The organism is Streptomyces sp. NPDC001732, assembly GCF_053596315.1.
The window spans coordinates 88382-101696 of the sequence record NZ_JBSFFY010000028.1; the positions used below are offsets into that span (position 1 = coordinate 88382).

Sequence of the window (13315 nt, forward strand, 5' to 3'; positions counted from 1 at the left end):
CGCCCGATACACCGAACCGCACCACCCGCCCGCCCCCGTCCGGACCCACCGGCCGGGGGCGGCGCCGTTGCCAGGTACGCTCCCACGCCTGTCGGAACGGTCCGTACGCCTGTCGGAAACGCCTCGTACGCCTGTCGGAACGGCCCGTACGCCCGCCGGAACGGGCCCGTACGCCCGCCGGAACGGCCCCACCTCCGTAAAACGCCCGCCGGAACGGCCCCACCTCCGTAAAACGCCCGCCGGAACGGCCCACGCCCGACAACACCCCGCGCCACCCCACCTACCCCACCCACCCCGTCTCGTTCTGTCGCGCAGTCACACCCCGGGCGTGACATCTGTCATCCCGTTTCCACGACCGGCGGCCCTGCCGCACGCACCCCGCCCTCCGCCACGCTGGGCGCATGACAACGACAGCAGCCGAGGCCACCGGGGCGAGGACCGCCGCGGTCCGCTTCGATCAGGTCAGCAAGGCGTACGGCGAGGTGCGCGCCGTCGACGGACTCACCCTCGAACTGCACCCCGGGGAGACCGTCGCGCTCCTCGGCCCGAACGGTGCCGGGAAGTCCTCCACCCTGGATCTGCTGCTCGGTCTGCGCACCGCGGACTCCGGCACGGTCCAGGTCTTCGGCACGACCCCGCAGGCCGCCATCGCCGCGGGCCGGGTCGGTGCGATGCTCCAGACCGGTGGCCTGATGGAGGACGTCACCGTCGAGGAACTGGTCCGTCTCGGCTGCGCCCTGCACCCCAGGCCCCACCCGGTGGACGAGGTGCTGTCCCGCGCCGGTGTCGCGCAGATCGCCGACCGGATGGTCAACAAGCTCTCCGGCGGCCAGGAGCAGCGCGTCCGCTTCGCGCTCGCCACCGCGGGCGCCAACGACCTGATCGTCCTCGACGAGCCGACCACCGGCATGGACGTCACCGCCCGCCAGGCGTTCTGGGCCACCATGCGCGAGCAGGCCGGGCAGGGCCGTACCGTCCTGTTCGCCACCCACTACCTGGAGGAGGCCGACGCGATCGCCGACCGCGTGCTCGTCCTCCACAAGGGCCGGCTGCTCGCCGACGGCACCGCCGCCGAGATCAAGGCGAAGGCCGGGGCCCGCCGGATCTCCTTCGAGCTGGAGGACCCGGTCGACGAAACGGCCCTGCGCGGCCTGCCGTTCCTCTCCGCGCTCGACGTCACAGGCAACCGCGTCCGCATCCAGTCGCACGACGCCGACGCGACCGTCCACGCCCTCTACGGGCTCGGCCTCTACCCGCGCGAACTCGAAGTCGCGGGACTCGGCCTGGAACAGGCCTTCGTCGCCATCACCGAGGCCGAGGAGGCCAGGACCGCATGAACACCCTGATCAGGCTCGAAGTGACCCGCACCCTGCGGAACAAGAAGTTCATGTTCTTCTCGATCATCTACCCGTCGGTGCTCTACCTGCTGATCTCCGGCACCCAGAACACCACCGACCGGATCCCGCACACCGACCTCACCTTCCAGGCCTTCTTCATGGTCTCGATGGCCTCCTTCGGCGCGCTGACCGCCGTTCTCATGGGCAACAGCGAACGCATCGCCAAGGAGCGGGAGAAGGGCTGGGTCCGGCAGCTGCGGCTCACCGCACTGCCCAGCCGCGGCTACGTCCTGGCGAAGATCGCCGGTGCGGCCGTGGTCACCCTGCCCTGCATCGTGGTGGTCTTCCTGGTCGCCGCCCTCGCCAAGAACGTACGGGTGGAGCCCTGGCAGTGGCTCGCGCTGACCGGGGTCATCTGGGCCGGTTCGCTGGTCTTCGCCGCGCTCGGGGTCGCCATCGGCTACCTGGCCAGCGGGGACGCGGTCCGCCCGCTCACGATGATCATCTACTTCGGGCTCTCCGTCCTCGGCGGGCTGTGGATGCCCAGCGCGACCTTCCCGCAGTGGCTGCAGGACATCTCCGAGTGGCTGCCCACACACGCGTACGCTTCTCTCGGCCAGGCGATCGAGATGGGCGGTGCGCCGCACGGCAAGGACGTCGCCATCCTCTGCGCCTACTTCCTGATCTTCATGGGCAGTGCGGCCCTGCTCTACCGGAAGGACACCCTGAAGGCGTGAACGACGACGAGACGTCGGTGGACACCGGGCACCCGCCCACGAACCGCAAGCAGTTCTGGATCAAGCTGCTCTGGGTCGGCATCTGGCTCGCGTTCATGAGCGCCCCGGTCCGGGACCTGGCGGGCGGCCGTCACACCCCGTGGGGGACGGCCCTGGGCGCGCTCGGTCTGCTGACCTTCGTGGGGGCCTATCTGGTCCTGGTCTTCCGCCACACGGGCAGGCCCCTGGACCGACGTGTCGTCCACGCCTCGATCGCCTTCCTCGGCCTCCTCGCCACTGTCCTCGCCCTGACGCTCGGCACGTCGTGGCTGGTGCTCTTCGTGTACGTGTCGGTCTCCGTCGGCGCCACCCTGCCGCTGCGGACGGCCCGTTGGCTGATCCCCGCCGTCACGGCGGTCCTGGTGGTCATCGGGCTGACCGACGACCACCCCCGCGAGATCATCACGGCCCTGATCTTTCCCGCGCTGCTCGGCGGGTTCTCGATGACGGGGGTGCGCCAGCTGATCCGTACGACGATCGAGCTGCGCGAGGCCCGCGCCACCGTCGCCCAGCTCGCCGCCAACGAGGAGCGGCTCAGACTGGCCCGTGACCTGCACGACCTGCTCGGCCACTCGCTCTCCCTGATCACGCTCAAGAGCGAGCTGGCCGGCCGGATGCTCCCCGACCATCCGGAGCAGGCCGCCGCCCAGGTCGCGGACATCGAGCAGGTCGGCCGCCAGGCCCTGATCGACGTGCGCAGCGCGGTCACCGGCTACCGCCGCCCCACCCTCCCCGGCGAACTCGCCGGTGCCCGTACGGCGTTGACCGCCGCGGGCATCGTGGCCGACGTCCCGACCGAGGCCCCCGACGACCTCCCCGAGAAGCCGGAGGAGGTACTCGCCTGGGCGCTGCGGGAAGCCGTCACGAACGTCGTACGGCACAGCGGCGCCCGCCACTGCACGGTCACCCTCGTCCGGCGCCAGACCCTGGACGGCAAGGTCCTCGAACTCGCCGTCGCGGACGACGGGACCGGCGCCTCGGGCACCAAACCGGGCAACGGCCTCACCGGCATCGGCGAACGCCTCGCCGCGGTCGACGGCACGCTGACCACCCGGTCGGGCAAGTCCGGCTCGGGTTCGGGCAAAGGCTTCACACTGACCCTGACCGTTCCGCTCGGTTCCGGCCTAGGATCCGACGAATGAGCACGATCAAACTCCTCCTGGCCGAGGACCAGTCCATGGTGCGCGAGGCCCTGGCGGCGCTTCTCGGCCTGGAACCCGACATCGAGGTGGTGGCCCAGGTCGCCCGCGGGGACGAGGTGGTGGCCGCCGCCCACGCGCACGACATCGATGTGGCACTCCTGGACATCGAGATGCCGGGCATGACCGGAATCGACGCGGCGGCGGTCCTGCGGCGCGAACTGCCGGCCGTGAAGGTCGTCGTCGTCACCACCTTCGGCCGCCCCGGCTATCTGCGCCGGGCCATGGAGTCGGGCGCCGACGCCTTCCTGGTGAAGGACGCCCCCGCCGCCGAACTGGCCGCAGCGGTACGGAAGGTGCTCGCCGGGGAACGCGTCATCGACCCCACACTCGCGGCAGCGGCCCTCGCCGACGGAGCGAGCCCGCTCACCGAACGCGAACGCGACGTACTGCGGGTGGCGGCGGACGGCTCCACCAACGCGGAGATCGCCGACGCCCTCCACCTGTCCCAGGGAACGGTGCGCAACTACCTCTCCATGGCCATCCAGAAACTGGCGGCCCGCAACCGCGCGGAGGCGGTCCGCATAGCCCGCGAAAAGGGCTGGCTGTAGTTCGGGTGGTGGGTGGTCCGGCTTCGGCCGGGACTCAGGGGGAATTCGCCCACCCAAATACGCTTCAGAAGAGCCATGGGCAGGTACTCGAACTCGACCTCGATCGGCATGTCGGCATCATGGGCCATGCAGGCGATGGCGAGCGGACCGAGGGCAACCAGGCCGTCGCTGCTCAGGCAGCGCGCCTCGTTTGTGGTCCAGTACTCCTCGTGCCAGGTGAGAGCGTCTACCAGCGCCGCGTTGAACTGCTGGGCTTCCTGGCGCTGGTAGCGGTGGAAGAGTTCGAGCGGCGGATAAAGAATCTTCGACGTCGGTTCTTCGTCGGCGACCCGCACGGCCCCGGGGGCGGGTGGGGAACGGCCGATTCCGCCGTGTTGCTCCTTCTGGCGGCTACGCGTCGAACTCGCCGCGCCAGGCGAAGTCCAGCAGGGCGCTCGGCAGGTAGCCGGACTCGACCTCGATCGGGATGCCGTTGGCCTTGGCGAGGCAGGCGATTGCCAGTGGAGCGATGGCCACGACGCCGTCGATGGTCTGAGTACGGTCCTCGTCGGCCGTCCAGTACTCCTTGTGCCGGCGCAGGGCGTCGTTCAGGGCCTCGTTGAAGCCCGCCGCGTCGTTGCGCAGGTAGCGGTAGAACATCATCATCGGCGGGTACTTCAGCTTGCTCATGGTCTCGGGATCCATGATGCGGGTGTGCTCGGGGGCGCTCAGGTCCACGGCCCGCACCAAATGCTGGCCGATGTCGTCACGCCGCAGCCAGAAGCTCCGAAGGGCCTCCACCCAGGAGTAGATGTACTCGTCCAGTACACCGCCGCAGTCGCGCAGCAGAGATGGCGGCACCTGCGCCAGCATGTCGAGGCGGGCCGTCTCCCGGCAGATCAGTGCCAGGAAGAAGGCGTTGAGCCAGGTTCCCGCATTGAGGTAGAACTGCGGGCCGGTGGTGGCGAGTTGCCGCTCCTCCTGGCGGATCGTGCAGGTCACCGTCTCTCGGTCGGTGGTCGCGGCGGCGAAGACTGCCGAGTGCACCTGCATGGCCAGCAGCCAGGACTCCCAGGTCTCCAGCATCACCGCGTCAGGGTCCCCGACGCAGCGGATACGCGCGACGTTCAGAGATGTTGTCAGCGCACCAGTCCTGGCGCGATGTGAAGCCTCGATGGCCTGCAGCGAATTGGCCAGGGACTTCTCCATGACAGGGATGACTGCCTCCATCTCAGCCACCGGATAGTTCTGGCGGGACATGCTCGTGACCACTGATTTCCCTTGTCGGATTCAGATCTTGAAGTATTCGGGGACGGCTCCGGCGAAGGAATGGTGTCGGACCGCGTGTGTGGTCCAGCACCATGAGGTCTGTGGAGTTCTCGTCCAGCTGGGCCGACGGGGGTTCAGGTGGGGAATTCGCCGAGCCAGCCGTGCTGGAGGAGGTGTTTGGGGAGGTAGTCGGATTCGACGCCGATGGGGAACTCGCCGTCGTATGCGAGGCAGGCGATGGCGAGGGGGCCGAGTGCGATGCTTCCGTTGATGTCGGTGGTGCGTTCTTCGGTGAGGGTCCAGTAGGCCTGGTGGAGTTTCAGGGTTTCGATCAGGGCGGGGGTGAAGCCTTCGGTGTCCCTGGTGACGAAGTGGTAGAAGAGGTTGATCGGTGGATAGAGCTGCCCCTGCAACAGGTCGAGCGGGGCGATGCGGGCGATGGAGGGGTCGGTCATCTCGATGGCGGTGGTGAGTTTCTCCGCCAGGCCGGGGCGGCGCAGCCAATATGTCTGCAGGGTGTCGACCCAGTGGTAGATGTACTCGTCGTACGCCCCTTCCGGAGCCCGCAGCCGCTCCAGCGGAATCTCGCACAACTGCGTCATCCGCTGCTGCTCACGGCAGATGACGGCGAGCCAGAAAGCGGACAGCCAGTTGCCCGCGTTGGCGGATGACCTCGGCCCTCTGGCTGCCGGGAGATTTCGCAGCTTCCGGTTGATCCGGCATTCGACGGTTCCTTCGGTGATGCCGGTCACGGCGAAGAGCGCGGAGCCGAGTTGCATGGCGTTCACTGCGGCTTCCCACGTCTCCGCCGCTGCGGCCCGAGGGTCGGAAACGCAGTGAGCGCGCAACGAAAGAATTGCGGAACTGAAGGCAGAATCGATTACCTCCGTTTTTCTCTCGAGGCGATCGATGCGCCTGAAAAGATATTCGTCCATCTCTTCTGCGAGCTGCTCTATACCAGGCCTGCTGGAAAAATCATGACGGGTAAATGTTACGGTCATGGAAGAGTCCCCTTGCTGATGTCAAACCGACGGTACAGGTATCCGGTGTATGTTCCCGTGTTTTTGTTTCCCCTGATGACGACGTACTCCAACTTTCCGTCATCTAGGGCATCTTCCAGAGCTGCTACGGTTTTTGCTTCGCCACGCTCCCTCATCTTCTCGATGATATCAAGGAAATATTCTCGACTTCCCTGGGATACTTGCCTACCGTCTGGGAGTGTCCTTCTTCCGAGCTCGGTCCCTGGGCCGCTCTTGGCTTCGATGACGATGACCCGGCCGTCCTTGTGCGTCCAGACCTGGTCGAATTTGTCGTTGCCGTTCTTGGGGCCGAGTAGGGGTTGTGGATCGAAGTCTGGGTGTTTTTCAGCCATGTAGTGGAGCTCGGCTGCCTTCTCGCCGAGCTCTTCTGCGGCGTCGCGCATTTGGGTGTGGGCAGCTTTGTAATCCTCTATGGACTTTTGCAGGAGCTCGGCCGACTCGTCCGTCTTCAGTGCCTTGTGGTTCTCGCCCGCTTCTGCTTTTAGCTTCTCCATCATGTTGTCCCATTGGATGGCTTCGAAGCGTCTTCTGGCGATCTCGTTCAGTTTCTTGAGCCTGGACTTGCTCTTAACTGTTTCCTCTCTGACGGGAATATATTTTTCGTCCAGGTAGTGCGGGGTTGGTGGTTGGGGGGCGTCCTTGGCGCGGATCCACGGATCGTTTTCCGATAGACGGGTGAGTTGAGGCGGAGTAAACCCGCTTTCGTCGTGCCTTTCCAGGCTTGTGCGTGTTCCGTCCTTACGGTAGTACCGCTCGCGGTAACCCGGCTCCTCGTTGGCACGGTAGACCTGGATCTCCTCGATCTGTTCCCGGGTGAGTGGTTTGTGGGAACGGTAGGGATTGGGGCCGTCGTGCATGAAGCTGGGGCGTGGCACGGGCTGGTGTCGCGGGGGAGTTGGGCCGTCGCCGAGAAGGGAGCCGGTGCCGGGGCCGCGGGTGTGTGGAATGTTGGGGTGTCCGGGGCCGTTGCCCGTCGCGGGGTTTCCGGGCAGGTCATGGCCGGTGGTGGGGCCTGTGCCCGGTGCGTTGGTGTGGTCGGTGGGTTCGTTGCCGCCCGGTCTGTCGGCCGAGGGCGTGTTGTCCAGGTTGTTTGCGGGCATGTGATCGCCCGCGTGGCCGCCGGGGGTGTGGTCCGGGTGGGGGGCCGGGGTGTGGTCGCCCATGTGGGTCGGGGCGGAGGGGTCGCTGCCCAGGCGGATCGCGTCGTCGCTGCCGCGGCTGCCGACGCCTGCCAGTTCGCGGTCCGGGATCTTGGCCGTGGTCGGGGAGTCCGTCTTCGGGGTGTCGGTCTTCGGTGCGCCCGCGTCCGCATCGGGTTTGCCTGTCGGGGCATCCGTGGCGTGCTGGGCGATCGAGCCGTCGGCGTTGTAGATGGTGCCGTCGGGGTCCAGGAACTGTGATGGGCCGTCCCCCGGGAGTTTCACCGTGTCCGGTGGGAAGGTGGTGGTGCCCTCGGGGAGCTTGATGCTGCCGTGGGGGAGTCTGGTCACTCCGTCCGGGACCGCCGCGCCCGGGGGGAGGTGGATCGTTCCGTCGGGGAGGTGCGCGGCGCCTTCGGGGAGGGCGATCGCGCCGTCCACGTCGATGCGCGGGGCCTCGAACCTGCCCAGGCCCTTCAGCCCGGCCATCACGTCGCTGATCTTCGACAGGCCGGTGCCCGCGCCCTTGAAGACGTAGGTCATGGGGTCCACTGCGCGGGCGGTCTTGCTGGTGAGGGAGAGAGCCTTGGCCGCCAGGCCGGCTTTGCCCGCGCCTGCTGCCGCGCTGCCGGTGCCGCCGGTGAAGACGGTGGTCAGGACGTTGAAGGTGACCGCTCCGGCGGCGCGGGAGGGGTTGGAGCCCCACTGGTCCCAGGCGATGAGGGCCTTGCCGGTCTCCTTCACGGCGGTGCGGGAGTCGTAGATCCAGGCGCTGTGGTCGCCGGGCAGGGTGTGCAGGAGGAGGGTGGCGGCGGGGGAGAGGCCGGTGGCGAGTTTGGCCAGCCCGGTCCAGGCCTCCTTCGCCGCGTCCCCGCCGCTGAAGCCGGCGAGGGTGCCCAGGCCCTTGACCGTGCCCCAGACGCCGTCGACGAGGAAGCCCTTGCCGAAGTCGTAGGCGTGCTCCCACACCTGCCACCACGGCGTCGACTCCTCGACCGCTTCCCCCCACGGCAGGCTCTTCGCCTGCTTCAGGGCCTCGGCGTCGTAGCCGTAGGTGCCCTTCTTGCCGGAGCCGTCACCGGTGGTCAGCGGGGTGCCGCCGACCAGGGCGACGATCTTGGCGTGACAGGCCCGCTCCACCTCCTGGAACGCGGCCCACACCTCGGCTATCTCGGCCCGGCGCCGGTTGTTCTCCTCGACCAGATCGCCGTCCTCGCGCCACTTGTCGTCGCCGTCCACCTTCACCCGGAAGGCCACCGCGTCCCGCTTCAGCTCCTTGAGCCGCTCCACCAGCGGAAACGCATCGTCCGAGTACGTCCCCAGCGCGCCGGCGATCACGCACAGGTCCTCACTCAGCACCTGTCCCTTCGCCGCGACCGGACCGGTCGTCGCGAACAACTGCTCCGCCTCGGGCGCCTTGTAGAAGGCACGCAGCCCGCCGAAACTGCGGTGCACGTCCCCGGCGGCCTCCGCGATCTTCACCCCGTGCCCGGACAGCGCCGTCACCTTGGTGTCCAGCAGCGCCAGGTCGCCGGTGAAGACCGGTATGCCGACCGGATCGACCGGCCCCGGCCCGCTCACCGTCCCTCCCTGCCCTGCTTGAGAAGGTCCAGACGAACCGCCCTCGCCGCCCTCTGCGCGTGCTCGGCGGCCTCCAGGTCACCCCGGCAGTACGCCCCCGTCGCCTCCACCGCACCCAGCACCGACGCCTCGGTCCGCTCGGCCATCGACCGGAAGTCCTTGTCCCGCTCCTTCAGGTACTCGCCCAGCGCTGCGGCCACCGGACCCACCGCCGCACGCGACAACGGCGCCCGCCCCGGAACGACCGGGCCTTGCACAGGAGTTGACGCCTGCGCACCCGGCACCGCCGTCCCCGCCGCCTGCGCAGCCTCCGACACCGTCTCCAGCAGCGCCGTCAGGGCCTTCTGCAGATCACCGGCATGACCGCCGACCACCTTCAACTGGCCCTGCACACCCTGCGGCCTGATGTCCCACCCCACCATGAAAAGAGCCCCCCTGCGCCTCGTCGCCCCTCGTGAGACGAACGGCTGTTCGCATGGTCATCTCTATCAACCGGGGCATCGCTGATGCAATCAGCAAACCGTCAATCGGCCAACACTGGCTCGCTTATGACGTGGCAGGAAGTGGAGAGGGCAGCCTTGGGAAGCTTCGGGTGCGCGTTTGCAGTTGGGGTTGAGGGGGGCGTCGTCGCGGAGGGAAGCGAAGCCGGGCGCGTACGCGTACGCGCGTGGTCATCCGCCGTCCAGACAATTCCAGTTGATCGAGGCCGTGGTGGCAGGAGCGAGGGTGCGGATTCGTTCGTGGAAGTCGGTTTCGAAGCGGGGGCGCCATGCGTAGAAGCTGCTGATGCCGACGGGGTAGTCGGTCTCGCCGGTGATGAAGTGCCGTCCGTCGATCACACTCCATCCCATGCCGACCTCGTGGTCCTGGAAGCCTTCTTCGCTGATCAGTTCGGCGATCGCGTCCAGGACGGTTTTGGTCTCTGCCTCGTCGGCCAGGCCGTGCACTTCGAAGTTGAACATGATGTTTACACCCATGCGGCGATGCTAAGCGGCCGGAGGGCGCGGTAAGGCTCGTGCGGAGGTCAGAGGCCAGAAGCCAGAGGACAGGCTTGTGCGGAGGTCAGAGGATCGGGGGGCGGCCCAGGCGGGTCATGCGCCACACCGTGCGCCACTTCATCGCCTTGCGCGGGCCGCACGACGTCCGCACGCCCTCGGCGAAGCCGCCCCACCACGCCTTCGCGCCGCTCAGGGAGCGCATCCGGGCCATGGTGAGCAGGATCCACACGCCGAGGTAGACCGGGATCAGCGGGACCGGGAGGCGGCGGCGCGCCAGCCATACCCGGTTGCGGGCCGTGAACCGGTAATAGACCGCGTGCCGTGCCGGAGACGTCTTCGGGTGCTGCAGGACGAGTTCGGGCTCGTACAGGATCTTCCAGCCCTCGTCGAGCGCCCGCCACGCCAGGTCGGACTCCTCGTGCCCGAAGAAGAACTCCCCGGCCCAGAGGCCGGTCTGTTTGAGCATCGGTACGGAGAAGGCGTGTCCGCCGCCGAGGAACGCCGTCACCAGGCCCCGGCGCATCGGGTCGTCGGCGCGCAGGCGGGGCACCCAGCGTCGCTCGGTGTGCCCGTGCTCGTCGGCGACCCGGAACCCGATGATCCCGAGCCTGGGGTCGGACGCGAACAACTGCTGGACCTTCCGGAACACGTCCATGTCGATGAGCAGGCCGTCGTCGTCCAGCTCGACGACGACGTCGACGTCACCGGAGTCGCGCAGCAGCTCCAGGCCGACGTTGCGGCCTCCCGGGCAGCCGAGGTTCTCGTCGAGCGGGACCTTGGTCACGTTCTCCGCCACGTCCACATCGGTGAGCGGCGTCGCGTTGCCGATCAGCACCACTCGTGCCGCCGGTACGTCCTGCTTCTCCACCGAGGTGAGAAGGGCCTCCAGCTCCCGTGGGCGGGTGCCCATGGTCACGATGACGACCCCGATACGCGGCAACGACATAGCGGCAAACTCCAGTGGTTGGCAGAGTGCCGATGCTAGTGCCCCTCCCCGCAGGCTCTGTCCCTCCCCGCAGGCTCTGCCCCTCTCAGCAACCTTTGCCCCGTCATGCCCCCGGCCGGGGGTGCGATTCGTGAGCGGTGTACCGGATGGCATTAACTGGCCAATGAATAGCGATCGTTGAGGAACCCTTCTTCGCGCCTTCGCAGTCCGTGTCTTCGTGGGCTGAGTGTCATGGTGACGGAGGGTGCGGTGCGGCGGGTCATCGACGGCCGGTTCGAGCTGCTGGAGCGGCTCGGAGGCGGGGGATGGGGTTCGTGTGGCGTGCGCGCGACACGGAGCTGCATCGTGAGGTGGCGCTCAAGGAGGTGCGTCCACTCGATCCGAGGGTTGCGGAGAGCGGATCGAGGGAGGCGGTGGTGCTGCGGGAGCGGGTGCTGCGCGAGGCCCGTGCGCTGGTCCGGCTGCGGCATCCGCATGTGGTGACCATCTTCCATGTCGTCACCGGACGGGAAATCGAATTCCCCTGGCTGGTCATGGAGTTGGTGCCGGGTGGGCCGCTGGCGGGCCGGTTGGAGCGGGGGCCGTTGTCGCCGGGGGAGGCGGCCCGGCTGGGGCGTGGCCTGCTGGCGGGGCCGAGGGCGGCGCACGCGGCGGGCATCCTGCACCGGGACGTGAAGCCGGCCAGCGTGCTCATCAGGGAGGACGGCAGCCCGGTCCGCACCGTCTTCGGACGAGTACCTCTTCACGCCGAAGGGCGTGCGCGAGGCGATAGTGGCCCTGAAGCCGACGATCGGGAGCACCGTCGTCTCCGGCTTCAGCCCGCACGGAAGCCATATGTCGGTCGCCGCCCCGCTCAAGGCCAACCCGGAGCTGACGCACGGGTACACCTACCGGGACGGCAAGGTGGAGAACGACGGTCCGGCCGGAGTCACCGAACGGCCGCCCTCGCTCGACCTGAGCAAGTTCGACTGGGACCTGCTGCCCGATCTGTGGCGCGAGGCCCAGACCGGCCTGGGCATCAAGAACGCCGAGCGCAGTCACATGATTCTGCACATCGACAAGGACGCCGGGCTCTACATGACGCTGTACGTCCGCGACGACTACGGCAGTGCGTACATGGACGCGGGCAACAAGGGCAAGGTCATCGACCGCAACCCACGGAAGACGGTGAAGTCGAGTCAGTGACGGGTGGGCCGCCCGGACAGCTGTGCGCGTACGGCTGCCGCGCCGCGCGCAGTGGCCGTCGCCGCCGCCTCCCGGCGAGGAGCCGCGTCCCGGCACGTGGCGCACAGCTCCTCGTCCCCCTGCGGGGGGAAGAGCATCGGCTGTACGTGGTGGGGCCCGGTGCACTCGCGCATCGCGGTCAGGCGGGGCGGCGAAGCCGTCACCGGTGGCGCCAACGACGGTGTTACGGGCCCCGGTTCGCGGAGCAGGTAACGCAGGAGGCCGCCCGGACGGTGGATGGTCTGCCCGCCTCCCGGCAGGCCGCGCCGGACCTCGCCGCGTACGTCGTCGGCGGTGTGACCGAGGTTCAGCCACTCGGAGGCGAGCGCGACGAGCTGCGGGATCATGCCGCGCGGCACGGTCAGCCGGGGGTCCAGCGCCGTGATGCTGTCGATCAACTCCCGTGCCTCACTGTCATGTTCAGGAGCAGGAGGCGCGGGAGGGGTGGAGGTGTTTCCCACAGGGGTCTTTTCGGGATGACGACCGGCGGCCCGACCCCTCGGCTCACCGGCGGCCGGACAGGCGGCCGTCGGACGCCCGTCACGCACCGCGAGTGCTTCCTCGGCGGTCAGCGGTACGGAGGAGACGAGCTGCACGGTGGACCAGAGGCCGCGCAGCCCCTGCCGCCGCCATTCGTGCACGAACCCTTCCTCCTTGAGCTGGGCCTTGGCCCGGTTGAAGGCGCCCTTTCCGATCCCGGCGCGGGCGGCGGTGCGGGAAAGGGACTCCTCGGCGCCCGGAGGGAGGGAGAGCTGCCAGGTGAGGATGCGGACGGCGTCGGACGACAGCCGGGGGTGCCGCAGGATCTCGTTGGAGATCTGGGAGAAGTGGCGCAAGGGCGCGATAACATGCCGAAGCATCGTTCGTGTTCCTGTCTGTATCAAGAACTGACGGTGAAGGCCCTTGTCGCCGGGTGCAACCAGCGATGGGGGCCGCTTCATTGGTCACCGTACATGAACATTCGCGCACGCAGGGTCACTTCATCCGGCTACCACTCCCTGCCGTAAAGCTCCTGCCTCCGCTTGATCCACGACTGGATCACGTGCGTTTCCTCGGGTGACGCCGCGCGCAGATCGGCCGCGTCGATGGTCGCCACGAAATGGACGAACCGCACCCGCCGAAGGGCCCCGTCCACCCCGATGACCTTCTTGAGTTCTAGCGATCGTTGCAACACTTCCTGGCTCAGGTGGTGAGTAGATCACGTAGACGCTCGGCTGGTGTACTCCAGCCGAGCGTCTTGCGTGGACGGCCGTTGAGTTCCTGCGCGACGTGTTCA

General features: G+C 68.1%; 14 protein-coding genes and 1 pseudogene. 6 read left to right on the top strand and 9 right to left on the bottom strand.

The genetic code is table 11. The features are described 5' to 3' along the window. Nucleotides 1–401 precede the first annotated feature (401 nt). Genes ACWCXX_RS24550 through ACWCXX_RS24565 form a run of 4 tightly spaced genes read left to right on the top strand, consistent with a single transcriptional unit; the run spans nt 402 to nt 3863 of the window. Entirely contained in the window at nt 402–1337 is a 936-nt protein-coding gene (locus ACWCXX_RS24550; RefSeq protein ID WP_451130629.1) for an ABC transporter ATP-binding protein, read from the top strand. Then, on the top strand, nt 1334–2074 hold the full coding sequence (locus ACWCXX_RS24555) for an ABC transporter permease (RefSeq protein ID WP_451130631.1): 741 nt from the start codon (nt 1334–1336) through the stop codon (nt 2072–2074). Before ACWCXX_RS24550 ends, ACWCXX_RS24555 begins: the two co-directional genes overlap by 4 nt. Then, nucleotides 2071–3255, top strand: coding sequence for a sensor histidine kinase (locus tag ACWCXX_RS24560; RefSeq protein ID WP_451130633.1), 1185 nt, complete (start codon nt 2071–2073; stop codon nt 3253–3255). The genes ACWCXX_RS24555 and ACWCXX_RS24560 overlap by 4 nt, the downstream gene beginning before the upstream one ends. Further along, nucleotides 3252–3863: a response regulator gene (locus ACWCXX_RS24565; RefSeq protein WP_451130635.1), complete on the top strand. Its 612-nt coding sequence runs from the start codon at nt 3252–3254 to the stop codon at nt 3861–3863. The genes ACWCXX_RS24560 and ACWCXX_RS24565 overlap by 4 nt, the downstream gene beginning before the upstream one ends. On the opposite strand, the gene ACWCXX_RS24570 is transcribed toward ACWCXX_RS24565, so the two are convergent. The 7 genes from ACWCXX_RS24570 to ACWCXX_RS24600 form a co-directional block, all read right to left on the bottom strand. Continuing rightward, a complete protein-coding gene (locus ACWCXX_RS24570) occupies nt 3779–4198 on the bottom strand; it encodes an immunity 49 family protein (RefSeq protein WP_451130637.1) in 420 nt (139 codons plus the stop codon). The two genes, ACWCXX_RS24565 and ACWCXX_RS24570, sit on opposite strands and share 85 nt — an antisense overlap. A gap of 55 nt (nt 4199–4253) precedes the next feature. Further along, nucleotides 4254–5072 (bottom strand): immunity 49 family protein, encoded by an 819-nt coding sequence (locus tag ACWCXX_RS24575; protein ID WP_451130669.1) that lies wholly within the window; start codon nt 5070–5072, stop codon nt 4254–4256. Nucleotides 5073–5245: 173 nt separating this feature from the next. Then, on the bottom strand, nt 5246–6046 hold the full coding sequence (locus tag ACWCXX_RS24580) for an immunity 49 family protein (RefSeq protein WP_451130671.1): 801 nt from the start codon (nt 6044–6046) through the stop codon (nt 5246–5248). A 62-nt stretch (nt 6047–6108) separates the two neighbouring features. Next, nucleotides 6109–8871 (bottom strand): hypothetical protein, encoded by a 2763-nt coding sequence (locus tag ACWCXX_RS24585; protein ID WP_451130639.1) that lies wholly within the window; start codon nt 8869–8871, stop codon nt 6109–6111. Continuing rightward, a complete protein-coding gene (locus tag ACWCXX_RS24590; RefSeq protein ID WP_451130641.1) occupies nt 8868–9293 on the bottom strand; it encodes a DUF6507 family protein in 426 nt (141 codons plus the stop codon). The genes ACWCXX_RS24585 and ACWCXX_RS24590 overlap by 4 nt, the downstream gene beginning before the upstream one ends. Before the next feature lie 249 nt (nt 9294–9542). After that, nucleotides 9543–9848 carry a hypothetical protein gene (locus ACWCXX_RS24595; RefSeq protein ID WP_451130643.1) on the bottom strand — a complete coding sequence of 102 codons (306 nt, stop codon included), beginning with the start codon at nt 9846–9848 and terminating at the stop codon, nt 9543–9545. 85 nt (nt 9849–9933) lie between these two features. Next, nucleotides 9934–10815, bottom strand: a complete 882-nt coding sequence (locus ACWCXX_RS24600; RefSeq protein ID WP_451130645.1) for a glycosyltransferase family 2 protein — start codon at nt 10813–10815, stop codon at nt 9934–9936. A gap of 231 nt (nt 10816–11046) precedes the next feature. On the opposite strand from ACWCXX_RS24600, the pseudogene ACWCXX_RS24605 reads away from it, so the two are divergent. Both ACWCXX_RS24605 and ACWCXX_RS24610 read left to right on the top strand, forming a co-directional pair. After that, nucleotides 11047–11546 (top strand): annotated as a pseudogene (locus tag ACWCXX_RS24605) (serine/threonine-protein kinase); the annotation flags it as partial. A gap of 25 nt (nt 11547–11571) precedes the next feature. Further along, entirely contained in the window at nt 11572–12000 is a 429-nt protein-coding gene (locus ACWCXX_RS24610; RefSeq protein WP_451130647.1) for a hypothetical protein, read from the top strand. On the opposite strand, the gene ACWCXX_RS24615 is transcribed toward ACWCXX_RS24610, so the two are convergent. Both ACWCXX_RS24615 and ACWCXX_RS24620 read right to left on the bottom strand, forming a co-directional pair. Continuing rightward, nucleotides 11994–12899 (bottom strand): hypothetical protein, encoded by a 906-nt coding sequence (locus ACWCXX_RS24615; protein ID WP_451130649.1) that lies wholly within the window; start codon nt 12897–12899, stop codon nt 11994–11996. The two genes, ACWCXX_RS24610 and ACWCXX_RS24615, sit on opposite strands and share 7 nt — an antisense overlap. 128 nt (nt 12900–13027) lie before the next feature. Further along, nucleotides 13028–13210, bottom strand: coding sequence for a hypothetical protein (locus tag ACWCXX_RS24620; protein WP_451130651.1), 183 nt, complete (start codon nt 13208–13210; stop codon nt 13028–13030). Between the last annotated feature and the right edge of the window lie 105 nt (nt 13211–13315).

Bases quoted from the DNA above. Each gene is read 5' to 3' on its own strand.
- ACWCXX_RS24550 (WP_451130629.1), top strand. From the start codon at position 402: ATGACAACGACAGCAGCCGAGGCCACCGGGGCGAGGACCGCCGCGGTC.
- ACWCXX_RS24555 (WP_451130631.1), top strand. From the start codon at position 1,334: ATGAACACCCTGATCAGGCTCGAAGTGACCCGCACCCTGCGGAACAAG.
- ACWCXX_RS24565 (WP_451130635.1), top strand. From the start codon at position 3,252: ATGAGCACGATCAAACTCCTCCTGGCCGAGGACCAGTCCATGGTGCGC.
- ACWCXX_RS24575 (WP_451130669.1), bottom strand. From the start codon at position 5,072: ATGGAGGCAGTCATCCCTGTCATGGAGAAGTCCCTGGCCAATTCGCTG.
- ACWCXX_RS24580 (WP_451130671.1), bottom strand. From the start codon at position 6,046: ATGGACGAATATCTTTTCAGGCGCATCGATCGCCTCGAGAGAAAAACG.
- ACWCXX_RS24590 (WP_451130641.1), bottom strand. From the start codon at position 9,293: ATGGTGGGGTGGGACATCAGGCCGCAGGGTGTGCAGGGCCAGTTGAAG.
- ACWCXX_RS24595 (WP_451130643.1), bottom strand. From the start codon at position 9,848: ATGGGTGTAAACATCATGTTCAACTTCGAAGTGCACGGCCTGGCCGAC.
- ACWCXX_RS24600 (WP_451130645.1), bottom strand. From the start codon at position 10,815: ATGTCGTTGCCGCGTATCGGGGTCGTCATCGTGACCATGGGCACCCGC.
- ACWCXX_RS24615 (WP_451130649.1), bottom strand. From the start codon at position 12,899: ATGCTTCGGCATGTTATCGCGCCCTTGCGCCACTTCTCCCAGATCTCC.